This window comes from Thalassospira sp. MCCC 1A01428, from assembly GCF_002115825.1.
Taxonomy (GTDB): Bacteria; Pseudomonadota; Alphaproteobacteria; order Rhodospirillales; family Thalassospiraceae; genus Thalassospira.
Genome location: NZ_JFJZ01000025.1, coordinates 1 through 19,132, shown reverse-complemented (window position 1 = coordinate 19,132; position 19,132 = coordinate 1). Strand labels below are relative to the sequence as shown.

Here is a 19,132-nt window from a genome sequence, read left to right as displayed (position 1 = left end):
ACCTTGAAGGGTTGATTGGTGATGTCGTTCTTCAGGCGTTGGCGCGAAATGGTGGTGACCCGCAATGTCAGGATATTATGTCACGTGATGTAATATCGGTTGGTCAACGCATGTCGTGTGAAACAGCAAGATCGTTACTGCTGTCGGTCCGGTCGAGGATCATATGGTGCCAGCCGTTGTCGCCGCACCCGATAGTCCTGCGTTTGATATTGTCCCACGCTTTGCCGGTGGTACAACGCACGGGGTTGTCATTACGGAAAAGAATGGAAAAATTGTTGGTCTTGTTTCGCAGACAGATTTGCTGGCGACGATTTCCCATTTTATCGGTCTGGAACCACCGGCAATTCGCCAAAATTCAACGGACAGTGTCACAGTGTCTGCCAAGTGTTGAAAACACTATCCAAGATTATTGCGCCAGATATTTTCCGTTACATGCAATGATCTTCGGTATTGTGGCTATGTTGTCTGATTAACTTTTTGCGGGAAGCGGCGCGCCTTTCGGCTGTTTGGTGCGAAAGATGCGGATGAGACGGACCCGGATTTTAAGTTCCGGGTCCGTGCATTCTATCGGCCAATCCGCATTTTTGCCAAGGCGACAATTGCCTTGGTGGTGATGCCAAATTCCTCATACAGGCGTTCGGCCGGGGCGGATGCGCCAAAGCCGGGCATGCCGATGACATCAGCCTCGCGGTCAACATAGCGTGTCCAGCCAAATGCAGCGGCGGCCTCTATTGCAATGCGCGGAGCGTCGCCCAGTGTCGCGTCACGATAGGCATCGTCCTGCGCGTCGAACAATTCCCAGCACGGCATTGATACGACGGCGACCGAGTATCCTTCGTCGTGCAACAGGTGTGCTGCATCAATTGCCAGTGAAACCTCGGTGCCGGTGGCGAGAAGCGTTATGTCACGCGCGTTGCCAAATTGCCGGATGATATAGGCACCGCGCCGGGTTAAGTTTTCGTCTCCGGCGTCGCGCAATTGCGGCACTTCTTGCCGGGACAGGGCCATGAGCGACGGCGTGGTGGATGACGTTAACGCGATATCCCATGCTTCGAACGTTTCCACCGCATCGGCGGGGCGAAAAACGTTAAGATTGGGGATTGCCCGCAAGGATGCCAGATGTTCGACGGGTTGATGTGTTGGCCCATCCTCGCCAAGGCCGATTGAATCGTGGGTCATAACATAGGTAACACCCAGCCCCATAAGGGCCGAAAGACGGATGGCATTGCGGGCATAATCCGAGAAGACCAGAAAAGTGCCGCCATAGGGTTTGAAGCCCCCATGCAATGCCAATCCGTTCATTGCTGCCGCCATGCCAAATTCGCGAACACCATAACCAATATAACGGCCCGGCATTTCGGCGGTGAACTGGCTGTCGACAGCGGAGACCCGTGTGAGGTTGGAGCCGGTAAGATCGGCACTGCCGCCAATCATGGCCGGAACGACGCTGGTAAGATGTTCCAGCGCAATTTGCGATGCTTTGCGCGTGGCAACTTTTTGCGGCATTTCAAACAGAGCGTTTCGGGCCTTGCTGACATTATTTTCATAATTGTCGGGCAGTTTACCGGCAATGCGGTCGCGAAAGGCATTGGCATGGTTGGAGGCCGCAAGTTTGGCTTCCCATGCTTTGCGTTCCGCGGTACCGCGTGTGCCAATTTCTTTCCAGGATGCGGCAAGGTCGGCCGGTATTTCAAAGGGGGCGGCATTCCAGCCCAGTGCGGCCTTTGCCAGCGCGCCTTCTTCCTCGCCCAGCGGGGCACCATGTGCCTTAGCTGTTCCTGCGCGGTTCGGGGAGCCAAAACCGATGATGGTTTTCATGGCAATCAGTGTCGGCCGGGTGGTTTCGGCTTTTGCCGCACTCATTGCGGCATCAAGGGCATTTGCGTCATGGCCGTCACAACTGATGACGTGCCAGCCACACGCCCGAAAGCGGGCAGGGACATCTTCGGAAAAGGAAATGGCGGTTGGGCCATCAATGGTGATGTCGTTGTCATCATAAAGCAGATTAAGTTTGCCCAGGCCAAGATGCCCGGCAAGCGAGATTGCTTCCTGCCCTATGCCTTCTTGCAGGCAGCCATCACCTAGCATGACCCATGTACGATGATCAACAAGGCCGGGGAATTCGCCAGCCAGTGCCCGTTCGGCCAGGGCCATGCCAACAGCGGTTGCCAAACCCTGCCCCAGCGGGCCGGTGGTGGTTTCAATACCTTTGGCATGTCCCCATTCCGGGTGGCCCGCCGTGATCGAACCCCATTGACGGAAATTGCGGATCTGATCAATCGTCATGTCTTCATAGCCGGTCAGATGCAGCAAGCCATAAAGCAGCATGGATGCGTGGCCGTTTGACAGGACAAAACGGTCACGATCTGCCCAGTCCGGTGCCGAGGCATCGAATTTCAGATGTTTGCGAAACAAAACCGTTGCGGCATCGGCCATGCCCATCGGGGCACCGGGATGGCCGGAATTCGCCGCGTTAACGGCATCAATGGCAAGGGCGCGCAAGCAGTTTGCCAGGGCGAAGTTTTCGGGGTCGATGGCGGTTTTGGCCGCGATTTGGGATTGAGCGTTCATGAGTTCCTCCTGTGGCGTATAAGCTAACAGTGAGGTTGTGATCTAACAATTAAAAATAACAAAATAACAAAATTAATGTTGAATTTTACATTTTTGATGTTATTTCTTGAAATGAAGACAGAGGAGCTTTTGTCATGCCCGAAGTTTGGATCGGCACCAGTTGGAAAATGAACAAGACATTGTCCGAAGCCCTTGTCTGGGCTGAGGGGATCGCGAAGGCAGATCTGTCGTCGCGCATTCAAAGTTTTGTCATTCCGCCCTTTACGGTCATGCGGGACGTTAAGGCAGCCCTTGCCGAGGTGCCTGTTCTTGTCGGTGCGCAAAATATGCACTGGGCCGATCAGGGTGCCTGGACCGGCGAAATTTCCGCCCCGATGCTGGTGGATTGCGGGCTTGATATTGTCGAGTTGGGTCATTCCGAGCGCCGGGAACATTTTGGCGAAACCGATGAAACCGTTGGTTTGAAAGCCGAATCTGCTGTGCGGCACGGTTTGATCCCGCTGATTTGCATTGGCGAAACATTGCAGGATCGTGAGCAGGGCCGGGCGGCCGAGGTTTTGGCGCGCCAGGTGCGCGGTGCTCTTGCCAAACTAAGCGACATGCAAAAGCAGGCGCAAATCTGGCTGGCCTATGAGCCGGTCTGGGCCATTGGTGAAAACGGCATACCGGCAACGTCGGATTATGCCGATGCGCGCCAGGCCGAAATTATTGCCGTGGCCGAGGATGTTTTGGGGCGGCGGGTTCCCTGTCTGTATGGCGGGTCAGTCAACCCGGAAAACTGCGCCGATCTGGTGACTTGCCCACATATCGACGGGCTGTTTATCGGCCGGTCAGCCTGGGACGTCGCGGGCTATCTCGACATTTTAAGGCGCTGCGATGCAGCGCTGGATGCGCAAGCCAAAATGGAGGAAACAACATGAAAATCGTAGTGGCCGGTGACAGTGCCGGTGAAGGCCTGGCAAAGGTTCTGGCAGAATATTTAAGCCAAAACCCTGCTTATGAGGTAACAGAGGCGTCGCGGACCGAAAGTGGCCCCGATGATTTTTATGCCAATCTGTCGGACCGGGTGGCATCGGAAATCAAGGCGGGTACCTATGACCGGGGAATTTTGTGCTGCGGCACCGGCATTGGTGTGTGCCTTGCGGCCAACAAGGTACCTGGCATCCGTGCGGCACAAACGCACGATACCTACTCGGCCGGGAAGGCGGCAACATCTAACAACGCGCATATCATCACGATGGGTGCCCGCGTTGTGGGAACAGAACTTGCCAAGGATATTGCCGATGCGTTTTTGTCCGCTGTTTTTGATCCGCAGGGCAAATCGGCCAGCAACGTTAATGCTATCGACGCTGTTGATGCAAAATACCACTCTGCCTGAATTGCAGGTTTACGCGCCGGGGCTTTAAACAACCTGGCCATTTTGACGAAAGCATGTTTCCTTTAACATGCTTTACGTAACGGATATCCCGACATGCTGACATTGCCAAATGATCGTGCCCTGGAGGCGGCGATCCTGCACAGCTGCCTGCCTGCCGGGAAACTGGGTGGCGTTATTGATGCCATCGCCGGTGCATTGCCCGCAATTGCAGCACGGCTGGCGGCCGGGAAATTGCCCGGTGATCCAGCCGCGCTGTGTGGCAAGAATGAAAGCGGCGATGCGCAAAAGGCGCTTGATGTCGGCGCGCATAATCACATGGTAGCGGTGCTTCAGGGCCGCGGTGTGCGCCATATGCTTTCAGAAGAAGCCGAAGCTGTTGAACTGCTTGATCCCGAGGGGGTTTACGATATTGCCATCGATCCAATTGATGGTTCGGGATCGATTGGTATTGGCGCGCCGCTGGGGATGCTTTTTGTGATTTACCCTGCCGGTTCGGGCGATTTTTGCCGTAAAGGCAGCGAAGCGGTTGCCGCGGGCTATGCATCCTTTGGACATTCGCTGGATTTTGGCTTTACCACCGGGCAGGGTGTGCATATCGCCACCTACGACGGGCAGGATTTTCGAATGGCGGCACGCGATGTGCGTGTCAAACCGGCGGCATCGACAATTGCCTATAATGCCTCTAATGAACGCCATTGGTGCCCGGGTTTGAAGCAATGGGCCGTTGATTTGCGTGCCGGGGCGGATGGCCCGCGTGGCCGTGATTTTAATATGCGCTGGCTGGCGGCCGCCGTTGGCGAATTGCACCGCATTTTATTGCAGGGCGGCGCGTTTTTATACCCGGCGGACCAGCGGGAAAACTATCGTGAAGGTCGCTTGCGCCTGGCCTATGAGGCCGTGCCCATTGCCTGCCTGATCGAAGCGGCCAGGGGCCGGGCCACCAATGGCACGCATCGTATTCTCGACCTTGTGCCCGAAACACCGCATCAGAATGTGCCGCTTGTGTTTGGTGCCTCTGATGAAGTCGACATTATCGCAAAATACATATCCGGGGAGACCTGATTAATGGCTCGTATCACGCTTCGCCAATTGCTTGATCATGCTGCCGAACATGGCTATGCCGTGCCGGCTTTTAACATATCGAACATGGAAATGGGTCTTGCGATTATGAATGCGGCGCGCAAGGCCAATGCGCCGGTGATCCTTGCCGCGTCACGCGGGGCGCGGGCCTATGCCGGAGATCGGTTGCTGGCGCGACTGATTGACGGGTTGGTAGAAACTTTTCCCGAAATCCCGGTTTGTATGCATCTTGATCATGGCAATAACCTTGCAACCTGTGCAACGGCAATCCAGCATGGTTTTACATCCGTGATGATGGATGGCTCGCTGCTGGCGGATGGCAAAACCCCGGCGGATTATGATTATAATCGCGATATTACCGCGCGTGTGGTTGAAATGGCCCATGCTTGTGGTGTTTCGGTTGAGGGCGAATTGGGCGTTTTGGGGTCGCTTGAAACTGGTATGGGCGACCAGGAAGATGGTCATGGCGCAACCGGGAAACTGTCCGAGGACCAGCTTTTAACCGACCCGGAAGAAGCTGAACAGTTTGTGCGCGAGACCGGGGTTGATGCCCTGGCGGTGGCGATGGGGACCAGTCACGGGGCATATAAATTCACGCGCCAGCCGGATGGCGACATTCTTGCCATGTCGGTTATCGAAGAAATTAATCGTCGCTTGCCCAATACGCATTTGGTGATGCACGGCTCATCTTCTGTCCCCGATGATTTGCGCCAGATGATTAACAATTTTGGGGGTGACATGCGCCCAACGTGGGGGGTGCCGGTTGCGGAAATTCAACGTGGCATTCGTTCCGGTGTGCGGAAAGTGAATATTGATACAGATAATCGTATGGCGATGACGGCGGGTGTCCGTCGTGTTCTGGCCAATGATCCGGCTGAATTTGATCCGCGCAAATATTTAAAAGAAGGAACGGCCCTGATGATGGAACTGTGTCAGGCCCGGTTTGAGGCATTTGGGACGGCGGGGCAAGCGGATCGTATTAAGCCATTACCGCTAGAAGCGATGGCATCTGGCGTGATCAGTGCTTGATTTTGATATTGTCGAAACCAGGTGATGTAGGCCTTCATCGTGTTCTGTATTCTGTTAACAAAATCATTCCCTGCGCCTGGCGTGAAGAATGATTTTGTTGGTGCGTGCAGATCTTTCCAGTGCTGATAAGGTGCCAATACCTGCGTTATCCTCATGCTTTTGAGAGAACAAAACCCCGGCCAATTTGAATTGGACCGGGGTTTGTCGTTCAGACAGGAGCGGATCGGCAAGGTTGATTACCGGTCGAGTTGAAACGGGCCAGCAAAGGAATAAACGTCGAGGATGCTGGAATCGATCAGAATGCAATCGAAGAGCTGCTTTTCTTCGGATACTTTCAGCTTATCATTTTTGATAAAGTAATCGGCCTGCTCTACCGCGTCTTTGGCAAAAATCGCGACGGGCTGAAGCACGGTGTAGGTAAGTTCACCGGCCTTTACTGCCGCGACGGCATCGGGCGAGCCGTCAAAGCCGCCAATGACTTTACCCTCAAGTTTGCCTGCTTCTTTCAGGGCGGCGATAGCGCCCAGGGCCATTTCGTCATTACCGGAAATGACACCGTTAATGTCCGGGTTAGCCTGCAACATGGATTGCATTTTGTTATAGCCCTGCGTCCGGTCCCAGTTGGCAACTTCCTGTGCTTTTTTCTCAAGGTCGGGATACTGGCTTAACACTGTTTCAAAACCGTTGGAACGGGTCTGGGCATTATTGTCAGACGGTGCGCCAAACAGTTCGACATAGGAACCCTTGTCGCCCATGGCATCAACCCACGCCATGGCGCCAAGGGCAGCACCCTGGGCGTTGTTGGAAACAAGTTGCGCCTTGGCAAGGCCGGTCTGGTTGATTTCGGCATTGATGATGAAAACCGGAATACCGGCTTCCACAGCCTTTTTCACCGCACCAACGGAACCATCGGCATTGGCCGGGTCCAGGATGATGGCTTTTGCCTGATTGGTAATTGCGGTATCGACAAGGTTACTTTCGGTGTTGGTGTCGCCCTTGTGTGCGCCAACATTTGCGCTATAGCCCAGTTTTTCGGCAGTGGCCTTGGCAACATTGCCTTCTGCCAGCCAATAGGGGTTGGACGGATCATTGACGATGATCGAAATCAGGCCATCGGCCATTGCGGCCTGTGCCATGAATGGCAAGGCTAAAACGGATGCAAGGATTGTGCGTTTAAAAAGATTCATTTTGGGTGTCCTCCCGTGGGTTTTGATATTTGCCGGTTAAGACCGGCGGTTATTCGGGCGCGGGACCACCCTGTCCCGCGACCGCGAATTTCGATGTGTTTTATCGGCCGGCGCGGCCGTATTGCAGGCTGTTAAGCAGCACGGCAAGGACGATCACCGCACCGGTAAAAACCGTTTGCCAATAGGCGGATACGCCGATGATGACGAGGCCGTCGCTAAGAAACCCGATGACAAAAGCGCCCAGCATAGTGCCGCGCACGTTGCCGCGACCGCCTGTAAGGGCGGCACCGCCAATAACAACGGCAGCAATGGCTGTAAGTTCATAAGTGGTCCCGGCTGTCGGGCCCGCCGATGTCAATTGCGAAGAAAGAACCAGCCCGGCAATGGCGGCACAAACACCTGACAGCACATAAACCGAGATTTTAACACCGCGTGTTGGGACGCCGGATAATTCGGCGGCACGTTCGTTGCCGCCCGACGCGTAAAGCCAGCGGCCAAAGGCCGTGCGTATCAGAACAAGGCCAACGGCGAGCGCAACCAGGGCAAGGACGATAACGCCAATCGGTATACCGGCGATGCGGTTAAAGCCCAGCCAGTCAAAACCGGTATTGCCTAATGCTTCGGCACCGCCAAGGTTGTTATAGGTCAGGCCGTTGGTCATTAGCAGGGCAACACCGCGTGCGACATAAAGCATACCCAGTGTTGCGACAAAGGCCGGCACCCGAAAGAATGCGATCAGCACACCGTTAATTGCGCCGACAAACGCGCCGAGTAAAACCGTCAGCACCACAACAGCCCAAACCGGCGGATACAGGATGACACCGGCAGATGGCAGTTCGACGCCCTGCATTAAAAAGCCTGCAACCACACCCGAAAGACCCAGGGTTGAGCCAACCGAAAGGTCAATGCCGCCGTTAAGAATGACAAGCAGCATGCCGATCGCAAGAAGGCCAAAGATCGCGACATGTGATGACATGATAAGGAAATTGTTCGCGCTGAAGTAAACAGGCGACAGGAATGAGAATGCGACAATGATTACGACAAGGGCAAAAAACGCGCGCCCTTCAAGAAGAATTTTACCTAAGTTGAAGTTCATGCCACCTGTTGCGGGCTTGGAATTGGTAATGTCCGCCATCTTGGCCTCTCTTAATGATGTACGGCTTCGCCAGAGGCGGCCATGATCTGTTCTTTGGTTACGGTATGGTCGAACTCGGCCGCGATGCGGCCCTTGTTCATAACGATGATGCGATGCGCAATGCTGAGGCATTCGCTGACTTCGGAGGTTGTGTAAACCACCGCCAACCCGCGTGTTTCGGCCGTTTTTGCCAGTAATTTGAAAACCTCGGCCTTGGCGCCGATATCAATGCCGCGCGATGGTTCGTCGAGCAGAATGACCTCGGGTCGGGTGGCAAGCATTTTGCCGATCACAACCTTTTGCTGGTTGCCGCCCGAAAGCGAGCCGATCATGGCCCCGCCGCCATCGGTTTTGACGGTCACCTCGCGAATGGAATTCTCAATCACCTCGCGCTCGTCCTTTCGGCTGGTAAACAGCCCGCGGGTAAAGGCCGCGATTGAGGCCAGCGACAGGTTTTGTCCCACTGTCATTGTGGGAACAAGACCATCACGTTGCCGGTCTTCCGGGACCAGAACCAGCCCGGCATCAATACGTTGGGCGATAGACAGAGGCGAAATTTCCCGGCCCTGCAATTTGATGGTACCGCTTTGCGCCGAAAGCCTGCCAGCCGCACATTCCATCATTTCGGTGCGCCCGGCGCCCATCAATCCGTAAATACAAACAATTTCGCCCGACCGGACATTCAGGTTTAAATGATCAACGACCAGCCCATGACCCGAGGCATCGGGCACGCACAGATTTTCAATGGTCAGGGCCGCATCGCCCATTTTGCTGTTTGGCGGGCTGCCAAGATCAAAGTTTTCGCCAACCATGTTGCGAACGATCCATTCCAGATCAATCTCTGCGCGTGGCGCCCAGGCTGTCATTGTGCCATCGCGCAAAACAACGGCGTGGTCAGTTATTTCAAGGGCTTCTTCAAGATGATGCGAGATATAAACGATGCTGACACCTTTGGCCGTCAGATCGTTAATTACCTTGAACAGCACGTCGACTTCAGATGCAGAAAGGGCCGATGTCGGTTCATCCATGATCAGGATGCGGCTTTTGGCCTGAAGGGCGCGGGCGATTTCGACAATCTGCTGTTGGCCCAGGCGCAGCTCTTCAACCGGGGTCAGGGGATCAAGGTCTTCTTCAAGTTCCTTCATCAGCGCACGGGTAATGCGTTCTTCCTCGGCGAAATTGACGCCGCTGGCGGCTCGAATTTCGCGACCCATGAAAATATTGTCGCGGACATTGAGGTTCGGGGCGAGGGCCAGTTCCTGGTGAATAATTGAAATGCCATGTGCCAGAGCATCATTTGCGCCATGAAAATTGACAGGTTTGCCGTCCAGAAGAATCTGACCCGATGTCGGGGCAATAATACCCGACAGGACTTTCATTAATGTGGATTTACCAGCACCATTTTCGCCAAAAAGGGTCGTAACCTGACCGCGATGAATGTCAAAATTCACCCCTTTAAGGGCCTTGATCGGCCCGTAATGCTTGGCAACATGCCGGGCGGACATAACGACTTCTTCACCCGTCTTTTTTTCGTCGGGTATGCTTTGTTGCACGGTCATTGGACCTGCACCTCAACCGGTGTGATCAGCCACATCTTCGGGTTGATCAGTTTGAAAACACCAGTGACGGAAATTGTTTTGCCGGTCAGGTCTGAATTATCAAACCCTTCAAGAATTTCGGCTTTCATGGCCCGGTTAATGCCGGCACCCGCATCCTGATATTCGATCTGGTTTTTAAATTCACCAAAGGCGATGTCGCCAGGCGCGTCGCGCAGGTCGGTGCCGTTAATGGCGGGGCCGGTTTGTACCCGGATACGCACATTTTCAACGTCCTTTACGGTCACGTCGTAAATGCCGCTTTTGCCTTCGCCAACCGTTCCGGTCAGCTTGACGGGTAGTACCGGCATTGCGCCACCGGTGCCGTATTTTTTTGCTGCGGCTTTTTTATCCGTGGTCAGCGCGGTGGCAAGGGTTGGCGCATCGACGGCGCGGGCTTCAATATCCTTGCGAATTCGGGGGAATTCCTTGGCACCATAGGCATCAGGCGAAAAGCCAGCCACACGGGTGTCCTGTTCGGACCCGATGGTTACGACAGTGGTATCAAGGGCGATTGCAGCGACAACGCAAAATGCTGCTGCTCCGATGATTATGCCCCGCCTGCCAAGGCGCGGTTTCATCGGGGTAATGGATATATCGTTGGCACTCATGGCCTCTTGCTCCTCCCGTCGACCCCGACGGGGCCTGTTGTTTCCTTGCGGGAGATGCTGGTGCAAAGCCGCTGGGTACGGCTTTGTCTGATTCCTGTTCCGGTTTATGCGCAACTTTGGTGTCACCTGAAGGGTGCAAATAAAATGCGCGTCGCGGACGAGAACCAGCCCGGCCTGTCTTGGTGCAGGCCATAATCCTCCCGTTTCACAATGCGAGACGTGCTTGCGCCCGTTTCGCCTGTCACGCCCCGAAACCCCCGTTATTTTGCGCCAGCTTTTTGAACCATCTGGCAGGCGGTGTATCCGGTCCGTGTTCATCACCATAACTGAAAAAAATTTCTGTTAAAGAAAAAAATTACACTCGACATGTGACTTTGTGTGGCTATGCTGAAATCAACCTGGGCGCAATGGCCCGGCAAGAACCGCATCGGCCAGCCAGGCTGTGGGGCAAAAACATAGGGAGGAGGTCACATGGCGCATGCGTTTTGCATGATTGACCATTCGCACGGCGAAAAGGTGCGGCATGGCTGAGCGTGACATCATCATTGGTATCGACGCGGGCACATCCGTCATCAAGGCGGTGGCGTTCAGCCTGACGGGGCGACAGCTTGGTGCCGCCGCCATTGCCAATCAGTATGACAGTGGCCCAAATGGTGCTGCCACCCAGAACATGGATCGGACATGGGCCGATTGTGCCAGCGCGTTGCGCGACCTTGGCAAACGGATTGACGGCCTTGCCGACCGCACAGCCGCCGTTGCCGTGACAGCACAGGGCGACGGTACGTGGTTGGTCGGAGAGGGAAATCGGCCGGTAGGGGATGCCTGGTTATGGCTTGATGCCCGGGCGGCAGAAACCACCCGAAGACTGGCCCAAAACCCGGCGGATGCAGCACGCTTTAACGCAACCGGTACTGCACTTAATACCTGCCAGCAAGGCGCGCAAATGGTACATATGCAGCGCCATTGCCCGGAATTGCTTGATCAGGCCGAAGTGGCCCTGCATTGCAAGGACTGGCTGTATCTTAACCTGACCGGTATTCGTGCCACGGACCCGTCGGAAGCAAGTTTTACCTTTGGCGATTTTCGTACCCGTCAATATTCCGATCTTGTGATTGATGCGCTTGAACTGGGCGCGCGTCGCCATTTGTTGCCCGAGATTATCGATGGCAGCCAGATAACACATCCCCTGACTGAATCTGCCGCCACACAAACCGGCCTGCATGCAGGAACGCCCGTAACCCTTGGTTATGTGGATATGGTGATGACCGCCCTGGGCGCGGGTGTCTATACCGGCACGACAGGCGCGGCCTGTTCCACCATTGGCTCAACGGGGGTGCATATGCGTGCCGTGCGTGATGATGCGGTTCGTTTGAATGGCAAATCGGGATATGTGATTTGCCTGCCCGCAAACCGTATGGTGACGCAGGTTCAAACCAACATGGCCGCCACGCTAAATATTGACTGGGCGTTGCGCGTTGCCGCCGATTTGATGGGCGAAACCGGCCATCCCCACGACTACGCCGATCTGGTTGCGCGCATTGATGGCTGGTTGGCGCGGTCCGAACCCGGTGCCATGCTCTATCATCCCTATGTTTCCGAGGCGGGGGAACGCGGGCCGATGGTGAATGCCAATGCACGGGCCGGTTTTATTGGCTTGTCGGCGGGCCACAGGTTCCCCGACATGATCCGGGCGGTGGTGGAAAGTCTGGGCCTGGCGGCACGTGACTGTTATGGCGCAATGGATAGCTTGCCACAGGAATTGCGTTTGACGGGCGGTGCTGCCCGTTCGCAGGCATTGCGCGGTATTTTGGCTGCCGCTGTCGGTGCGCCGGTAAGGGTATCGTCGCGTGAAGAAGCCGGAGCGGCGGGGTGTGCCATGATGGCGGCCGTGGCGATTGGTGCCTATTCGGATATGGAAAGCTGTATTGCCGAATGGGTTTCGCCCTTATTGGGCGATGCGGAAGCCCCTGATCCCGGCCTTCAGGCAACCTATGCCGCCCTTTACCCCGCTTATGCTGCCGCGCGCGAGGCACTGGAACCCGTTTGGGACCAGTTGGCCAGTCATCGTGCGCGTAATACAGCCCCGGACATTGATGCGTCGCATGTGACGCAAGGAGGATCGTGACATGAGGACGCAGGAACTGGATCTGTTTGTGATCGGCGGTGGCATTAACGGGGCAGGCTTTGCCCGCGATGCAGCCGGGCGTGGCCTGAAGGTTGCCCTTTGTGAAAAGGATGATCTGGCCGAAGGCACATCGTCACGGTCGGGCAAGCTGGTGCATGGCGGATTGCGCTATCTGGAATATTATGAATTCCGGCTGGTGCGCGAGGCCCTGATTGAGCGCGAGGTTCTGATGAATGCCGCACCGCATATCATTTGGCCTTTGCGTTTTGTGCTGCCCCATTCCCCGCAGGACCGCCCGGCATGGCTGGTACGACTTGGCTTATTTCTTTACGACCATTTGGGGGGGCGCAAAAAACTGCCAGGTACCCGCACGCTGGATTTGCTGCGCGATCCCGAGGGGGCGCCGTTGCTTGATAAATATACCCGTGGTTTTGAATATTCCGATTGCTGGGTGGATGATGCCCGCCTGGTAACGTTAAATGCCCTTGATGCCGCCCGGCGTGGCGCGATTGTTATGACGCGCTCCCCCGCCATCAGCGCGCGTCGCGAAAATGGCAAATGGCACGTCACCATGCAAAACCGGTTGACCGGCGAAACACGCGAATTTGTTGCCAAATGCCTGGTCAATGCCGCTGGCCCCTGGGTGACCGATGTGCTGACAAGGGTTGCCGGGGCCAATTCTACCCGCAATGTCCGGCTGGTGAAAGGTAGTCATATTATTGTTCCCAAATTTTGGGACGGCCCGCACAGTTATCTTGTGCAGAACGATGACAAGCGTGTCATCTTCATCAACGCCTATGAAGGGGACAAAGCCCTGATCGGCACGACAGATATCGCCTATGACGGGCGGGCCGAAGACGTTGCGATTGACGATAATGAAATCAATTATCTTCTTGAATGTGTAAACCGCTATTTTAAGGAAAAGCTTCGTCGCGAGGATATTCTCGAAACGTTTTCCGGGGTGCGACCGTTGTTTGATGATGGCAATGGTAATCCCTCGGCGGTGACGCGCGATTATGTGTTTGATCTTGATGAGACGGCCGGCGCGCCGCTTTTGAATATTTTTGGCGGTAAAATTACCACTTTCCGCGAACTGGCCGAACGCGGGATGCATGAAATTCGACATATTTTCCCCGATATGGGCAAGGATTGGACCGAAACGGCTCCGCTGCCCGGTGGGGATATGCCCAATGCCGACTATTCGGCCTTTCGCGAAATCCTGAAAGCTGAATATCCGTGGATGACCCGTGCGTTGCGTGAATATTACGGGCGTCGATATGGCACGCTGACTCGCAATATTGTCGGTTCGGCAACCAGCCTGAATGGACTGGGCCGGTATTTTGGCGCGCATCTTTACGAGGCAGAAGTGCACTGGCTGGTCGAAAATGAATGGGCGTTAACCGCGGAAGATATTATCTGGCGGCGCACCAAACATCGGTTGGATATGACCCCGGACGAAATCGCCGCCTTTGGCGACTGGTTTGAAGCAACCCGGGCGGAGGCAAGCTGATGGCACTGACCCTTTCGTTAAATACCAATCCGCTGGTCAATCGCTTTGCCGACCCGGATGACCTGATTAATTGCGTAGCGCGTGACCTGCGGATCCGCGATTTGCAGTTGACCCATGAATTTCTTAATCCGTCCTGGCCTGCTGCGGTGATCCGTCGTTTGACACGCCAGATGGCGGCGGCACTGGCGCGGACTGGCGTATGTGTAACATCGGGCATGACCGGCCCTTATGGCCGGTTGAACCATTTTGGTCATCCCGATCGGGATGTGCGACGCTATTATGTCGACTGGTTTAAAACCTTTGCTGATATAACCGCCGATCTGGGCGGGAAATCGGTTGGGACACAATTTGCCATTCTGACGTATCGTGAACAGGATGATCCGGTAAAACGCGAAAACATGATCCGCACCGCAATGGATTGTTGGGCCGAAGTAGCCGAACATGGCAAGGCTGCGGGCCTGGATTATGTGTTTTGGGAACCTATGAGCATTGCACGCGAATTTGGCGAAACGATTGGGGAATGTATGGCATTACAGAACCGGCTGACGGCGGCTGATATGGCCATTCCCATGTGGATGATGGCCGATATTGACCACGGCGATGTCACATCCGACAACCCGGATGATTTTGACCCCTATGCCTGGGCGCGTGCCGTTCCGCGTGTTTCGCCGATTATTCATATCAAGCAAAGCCTGATGGACAAGGGCGGGCATCGCCCTTTTACGGCGGAATTTAATGCGCGTGGGCGTATTCAGCCCCAACCATTGCTGGCGGCTTTTGCCGAAGGGGGCGCCCGGAATAATGAAATCTGTCTGGAACTTTCCTTTAAAGAGCGTGAGCCCAATGATCGGGAAGTGATCCCGCAAATCGCGGAAAGCATCGCCTTTTGGGCCCCTTATATTGATACGGGTGCATCGGCCCTCAAACTCTGATAACGTGCTGTTTGGGCATGTTTTTCCCTGGCTGCGCCCGGGCCTTTATCAAAAAATAACATGCTGGTTGGTGCCCGGCCGGCTGAAGGACATTATGAACGATACGGACGAAGCGCTCGCCATTCGGGCGGCCTGGATGCATTACGTCGGTGGCCTTACACAGGCAAAGGTCGCCAAAAGGCTTGGCCTGCCATCGGTCAAGGCGCACCGGCTTATCGCCAAGGCGGTGGCTGACGGGCGTGTCAAAGTCACGATTGAAGGCGATATTGTTGAATGTGTTCAGCTCGAAACGCGGTTATTTGAGGCATATAATCTTAAACTTTGCGAAGTGGCCCCCGATATTGGCGAGGAAGGCCTGCCTGTGCGGGCGTTGGCGTTGGCAGGGGCGGCTTACCTGAAACGTCAGTTCGAGGCGGGCGAGCATTCGATCATCGGGCTGGGTCATGGACGGACCCTGGCCGAAATTACCCGGCAATTACCCCGGATTGATGCAAGGGGGCTTCACTTTGTTTCTCTTCTTGGCGGGCTGACCCGGAATTTTTCAGCAAATCCGCATGATGTGATGCACCGTCTGGCCGAAAAAACCGGGGCGCGGGCCTATGTTATGCCGGTTCCGTTTTTTGCCAATACAGTGGAAGATCGCGAAGTGTTGCTATCGCAGCGCGGCGTAGACGAAGTTTTCCATATGGCACAGGCAGCGACGCTTAAAATTGTCGGGATTGGTACGGCAACGGCAGAAGCGCAGCTTGTTTCATCCGGTATGATTGAACCTTCCGAAATCGAGGAAATTGCCGCAGCCGGGGCGCAGGGCGAAATGCTGGGTGATTTCTTTAATGCGGCGGGGGATGTTGTTGAAACCACGCTTTCGGCCCGAACGCTTGCGGTGGGCTATGATCCTGAGCGCAAAGAGGATATTGTTGCGGTTGCGGGTGGGCCGGACAAGATCAATGCGATCCGGGCGGTGTTGCGGTCGGGCCGGGTGGCCGGGCTGATCACCGACGAAAGAACGGCACGCGCCCTTCTCGATTGACCATATAAAGACGCATAAAAGGACACCCCATGAAACGAGACGACCGCAGGCAGCAGATTCTGGATGCACTGGTCCGCAATGGCGAAGTGCAGCTGGATGAACTGGCAGAAACCTTCGGCGTATCGAAGATGACCATTCACCGTGATCTTGATGATCTGGAAGGTGAAGGTTTGCTGCGCCGGATAAGGGGTGGGGCCACGATTGAGCCGGGTTCGCAATTTGAAAGCGATTTTCGGTTTCGTCATCTTCAGGGGCATGACCTTAAGGAACGTATGGCACGCGCCGCCCTTGAACGGATTGAACCGGGCATGACCGTGATGGTCAATGACGGTTCCACAGCCACGGTTCTGGGCAGTCTTTTGCCAGAAAAACGGCCGCTTACGGTTATTACCAATAATGATGCCGTGATGGAGACATTGAAGTCCGAAGCCGGGATTACGGTAATTGCGCTTGGGGGGCGTTATTCAGCGAAATACAATGCCTGGGTTGGGCGGGTAACAGAGGACGCCCTTGATGCTTTACGTGCCGATCTTGCATTTATATCGACGCCTGCAGCGGGTGAAGGGCGCGTTTATCATATGGATGATGACATCACACGGGCAAAACGCCGGATGATGGATGCCGCAACGCAATCAATATTGTTGATAAATCATTTGCGGTTCGACCATACGGCTTTACATGTTCTGGCGCCATTTTCGGCATTTTCCGCAGTGATTACCGATGCCACCCCTTCTGATGCCGCGTGCAGCCAGATCGATGCCGCGGGAACCGAACTTGTGATAGCAGGCTGAGCCATATTTATATGAGCGTTGTCACCGGATGTCGTATCCATTTGGCAGAAGGTTTGGCAGAGTTTTGGGCACGTGTGTTTATCGGCGGGTTACTGATAACATTCTGACATGACCTGTGCCGCTTGCTGCGCGACTTCGGTGACATCAAGGCTGAGTTCCAGACCGGACGTTGCAAGGTTGCTGATTGGAAACCAGCGGGCTTCCAGTGCATCATCACCCGCCATCGGTTCGCCATGGTTCCAGCGACATAACACGGCAATCAAAATGAAATGGCGCTGTATATGCCCGTGCTCATCCTGTTCAAAGGCATCTGTTGCGGTAAAAACACGCAGTATATCGGCCGAGATACCGGTTTCTTCCTTAAGTTCGCGAAGGGCGGCGTCTGCCAGTTTTTCGCCCTGTTCTATTTTTCCCCCGGGGAACCCCCATTTGCCTGCATCAGGCGGATTTGCCCGGCGGACCAGTAAAACCTGGTCATTTCGGATGACCACGGCAATTGTTGCTGCGATCGGGCGAGAGAGCGCGGGGGATTGCGGCTGGTTAATCATTGCAGTTCCGTGTGTCGGTGTCGGAAAACTACCAGACCCTTGCCTGTGTTTCCTGACGAAGGGTGTCGGCCACGTCTTTGGCGATGGATGAAATATTTGGCGCACATAGTAACCGCACCTCAATGTCAGGCAATGGGGGAAGATTTAACGCCTTGTCAACGCAGGTAATGTCCTGTGGTTTACCATGTTCCGTGCGCACAGCAATACCAAGACCGCATCGCAATGCAGCCCATATACCTGGTAAACTGGGTGTCGTTAACGCGGCGCGCCAGCGTTGCCGTTTTTGTTCAAGCACGGCAAGGGCGGCCTGGCGAAACAGGCAGGGATGGTTAAACAGTATCAGTGGCAACGGATCTTGCTCTAATTGGTTTGCTGTTTCGGCATGTGCCAGCCAGTGCATGGGCAATTTGCATAAAACATCGCCTGTTTCCGGGCTTCCACACCTGAAAAACGCAATGGCGACATCAAGGCGGCCCGCACGGACTTCTTCTGCAATGCTGTGGTTTTCGCCCGCGCGCACGTCGATATGAACATTGTCGTGTGCCTGCGCGAATGACGTTAGCGTCGCAGGCATGACGTCGTCAAAAAAATCCTGCGGCAGACCAAGCCGTACCGACGCGGTGGTTGTTGCTGCACCCATCGCAAATGCTGCTTCGTCATTTAACACCAAAATTCGTCGCGCATAAGCGACAAAGGTTTCGCCAGCCTCGGTTGCGACCAGTCCACGCCCTTTACGAATGAAAAGTTGCTGACCGGTTTGATGTTCGAGTTTTTTTTAACTGCATGCTGATTGCCGATTGCGACCGGCCCAAATGAATTGCGGCCTGCGCAAAACTGCCAAGATCGTTTCCCGTTACAATTGCGCGTAGCGCATCTATGTCGAAAGCAGGATTCATTTCAAAATTTCGAAAGTAAGAGTTCAGATATATTCGTTATTTTTAAGTTTTAGTCCTTGTTACCCTTCTGATCAAGCTCAGGGGTGAATTATCGTCTTTTGGTGATTCACGGGCTTGGGTTGTCAGGGATACAGGGATGAGGGACGGCAAATGATTTCGACGATTTCGAGCAAGCAACGGAATGATACAGTGATAATTGTAACCGCAGGCAGTGTTGTGCTGGCGTTGGCATTTGGTGTCCGTGCCGTTTTTGGCGGGGTTATCCAACCGTTGTCAGACGATCTTTTTGGTGGCCGGATAGAGTTTTTCTCCCTGTCGATTGCCATTCAAAACCTTGTTTGGGGGCTTGCACAGCCCGGTTTTGGCATCATTGCTGACAAATTTGGCGACCGGCGCGCGATTTGGCTGGGCTTCTTTTTGTATGTTTTGGGAATGGTCGTTTGTGTGACTGGAACGTCGCCGTTGGCTCAGCATTTGGGGGCGGGTGTTTTGGTGGGTATGGGTATTTCCGGTACCGCATTTGGAACGGTTCTTGCGGTGGTTGGTCGGGCCGCACCGCTGGAAAAACGCGGTTTTTACCTTGGTGTCACCTCGGCGATGGGGTCTGTCGGGCAGGCATTGTTGCCTTTGATCGTATCGTGGCTGATCGCATCTTTTGATTGGCGGATAACGTTGCTGATTGTGACGTCCATGTTAGGCTCAGGACTCATTAAT

At 54.8% G+C, this 19,132-nt stretch carries 19 protein-coding genes; 11 read left to right on the top strand and 8 right to left on the bottom strand.

Features of this window, described 5'->3' with window-relative positions:
* Positions 1-163: 163 nt before the first annotated feature.
* Positions 164-391, top strand: a complete 228-nt coding sequence (locus tag THS27_RS17165) for a CBS domain-containing protein (RefSeq protein ID WP_085593064.1) — start codon at positions 164-166, stop codon at positions 389-391.
* A gap of 173 nt (positions 392-564) precedes the next feature.
* On the opposite strand, the gene tkt is transcribed toward THS27_RS17165, so the two are convergent.
* Positions 565-2,571 (bottom strand): transketolase, encoded by a 2,007-nt coding sequence (tkt, locus tag THS27_RS17160; protein WP_085593062.1) that lies wholly within the window; start codon positions 2,569-2,571, stop codon positions 565-567.
* Positions 2,572-2,705: 134 nt separating this feature from the next.
* Between tkt and THS27_RS17155 the strand changes: the two genes are divergently transcribed.
* From THS27_RS17155 to fba, 4 genes are all read left to right on the top strand, one after another.
* A complete protein-coding gene (locus THS27_RS17155) occupies positions 2,706-3,491 on the top strand; it encodes a triose-phosphate isomerase (RefSeq protein ID WP_085593060.1) in 786 nt (261 codons plus the stop codon).
* Positions 3,488-3,949, top strand: a complete 462-nt coding sequence (locus THS27_RS17150; protein WP_085593059.1) for an RpiB/LacA/LacB family sugar-phosphate isomerase — start codon at positions 3,488-3,490, stop codon at positions 3,947-3,949. The genes THS27_RS17155 and THS27_RS17150 overlap by 4 nt, the downstream gene beginning before the upstream one ends.
* 93 nt (positions 3,950-4,042) lie before the next feature.
* Positions 4,043-5,011, top strand: a complete 969-nt coding sequence (locus tag THS27_RS17145) for a class 1 fructose-1,6-bisphosphatase (RefSeq protein WP_085593057.1) — start codon at positions 4,043-4,045, stop codon at positions 5,009-5,011.
* A gap of 3 nt (positions 5,012-5,014) precedes the next feature.
* Complete coding sequence (gene fba, locus THS27_RS17140) at positions 5,015-6,058, top strand: class II fructose-bisphosphate aldolase (protein ID WP_085593055.1); 1,044 nt, start codon at positions 5,015-5,017, stop codon at positions 6,056-6,058.
* Between the two features lie 236 nt (positions 6,059-6,294).
* On the opposite strand, the gene THS27_RS17135 is transcribed toward fba, so the two are convergent.
* The 4 genes from THS27_RS17135 to THS27_RS17120 all read right to left on the bottom strand — a co-directional run bounded on the left by THS27_RS17135 (position 6,295) and on the right by THS27_RS17120 (position 10,586).
* Positions 6,295-7,245, bottom strand: a complete 951-nt coding sequence (locus THS27_RS17135; RefSeq protein ID WP_085593053.1) for a D-ribose ABC transporter substrate-binding protein — start codon at positions 7,243-7,245, stop codon at positions 6,295-6,297.
* Between the two features lie 100 nt (positions 7,246-7,345).
* The gene (locus tag THS27_RS17130) at positions 7,346-8,380 is read right to left on the bottom strand and encodes an ABC transporter permease (RefSeq protein ID WP_085593051.1); all 1,035 of its coding nucleotides are present in this window, start codon (positions 8,378-8,380) and stop codon (positions 7,346-7,348) included.
* Between the two features lie 11 nt (positions 8,381-8,391).
* Positions 8,392-9,939: a sugar ABC transporter ATP-binding protein gene (locus THS27_RS17125; RefSeq protein WP_085593049.1), complete on the bottom strand. Its 1,548-nt coding sequence runs from the start codon at positions 9,937-9,939 to the stop codon at positions 8,392-8,394.
* Entirely contained in the window at positions 9,936-10,586 is a 651-nt protein-coding gene (locus tag THS27_RS17120) for a DUF2291 family protein (protein WP_085593047.1), read from the bottom strand. The genes THS27_RS17125 and THS27_RS17120 overlap by 4 nt, the downstream gene beginning before the upstream one ends.
* Positions 10,587-11,109: 523 nt before the next feature.
* On the opposite strand from THS27_RS17120, the gene THS27_RS17115 reads away from it, so the two are divergent.
* From THS27_RS17115 to THS27_RS17095, 5 genes are all read left to right on the top strand, one after another.
* A complete protein-coding gene (locus tag THS27_RS17115; RefSeq protein WP_085593045.1) occupies positions 11,110-12,711 on the top strand; it encodes an FGGY-family carbohydrate kinase in 1,602 nt (533 codons plus the stop codon).
* Position 12,712: 1 nt separating this feature from the next.
* On the top strand, positions 12,713-14,221 hold the full coding sequence (locus tag THS27_RS17110) for a glycerol-3-phosphate dehydrogenase (protein ID WP_085593043.1): 1,509 nt from the start codon (positions 12,713-12,715) through the stop codon (positions 14,219-14,221).
* Entirely contained in the window at positions 14,221-15,153 is a 933-nt protein-coding gene (locus THS27_RS17105; protein WP_085593041.1) for a TIM barrel protein, read from the top strand. The genes THS27_RS17110 and THS27_RS17105 overlap by 1 nt, the downstream gene beginning before the upstream one ends.
* Before the next feature lie 94 nt (positions 15,154-15,247).
* The gene (locus THS27_RS17100) at positions 15,248-16,183 is read left to right on the top strand and encodes a sugar-binding transcriptional regulator (protein ID WP_085593136.1); all 936 of its coding nucleotides are present in this window, start codon (positions 15,248-15,250) and stop codon (positions 16,181-16,183) included.
* 29 nt (positions 16,184-16,212) lie between these two features.
* Positions 16,213-16,974: a DeoR/GlpR family DNA-binding transcription regulator gene (locus THS27_RS17095; protein ID WP_085593039.1), complete on the top strand. Its 762-nt coding sequence runs from the start codon at positions 16,213-16,215 to the stop codon at positions 16,972-16,974.
* Positions 16,975-17,063: 89 nt separating this feature from the next.
* Here the strand turns inward: THS27_RS17095 and THS27_RS17090 are convergent, their stop codons facing one another.
* From THS27_RS17090 to THS27_RS27745, 3 genes are all read right to left on the bottom strand, one after another.
* On the bottom strand, positions 17,064-17,522 hold the full coding sequence (locus THS27_RS17090; protein ID WP_085593037.1) for an NUDIX hydrolase: 459 nt from the start codon (positions 17,520-17,522) through the stop codon (positions 17,064-17,066).
* A gap of 28 nt (positions 17,523-17,550) precedes the next feature.
* Positions 17,551-18,162 carry a LysR substrate-binding domain-containing protein gene (locus tag THS27_RS17085; RefSeq protein WP_210402934.1) on the bottom strand — a complete coding sequence of 204 codons (612 nt, stop codon included), beginning with the start codon at positions 18,160-18,162 and terminating at the stop codon, positions 17,551-17,553.
* A gap of 91 nt (positions 18,163-18,253) precedes the next feature.
* Positions 18,254-18,418, bottom strand: a complete 165-nt coding sequence (locus tag THS27_RS27745) for a LysR family transcriptional regulator (RefSeq protein WP_210402933.1) — start codon at positions 18,416-18,418, stop codon at positions 18,254-18,256.
* A gap of 150 nt (positions 18,419-18,568) precedes the next feature.
* On the opposite strand from THS27_RS27745, the gene THS27_RS17080 reads away from it, so the two are divergent.
* The coding region (locus THS27_RS17080) for an MFS transporter (protein WP_139835624.1) at positions 18,569-19,132 on the top strand (564 nt) is incomplete at its 3' end.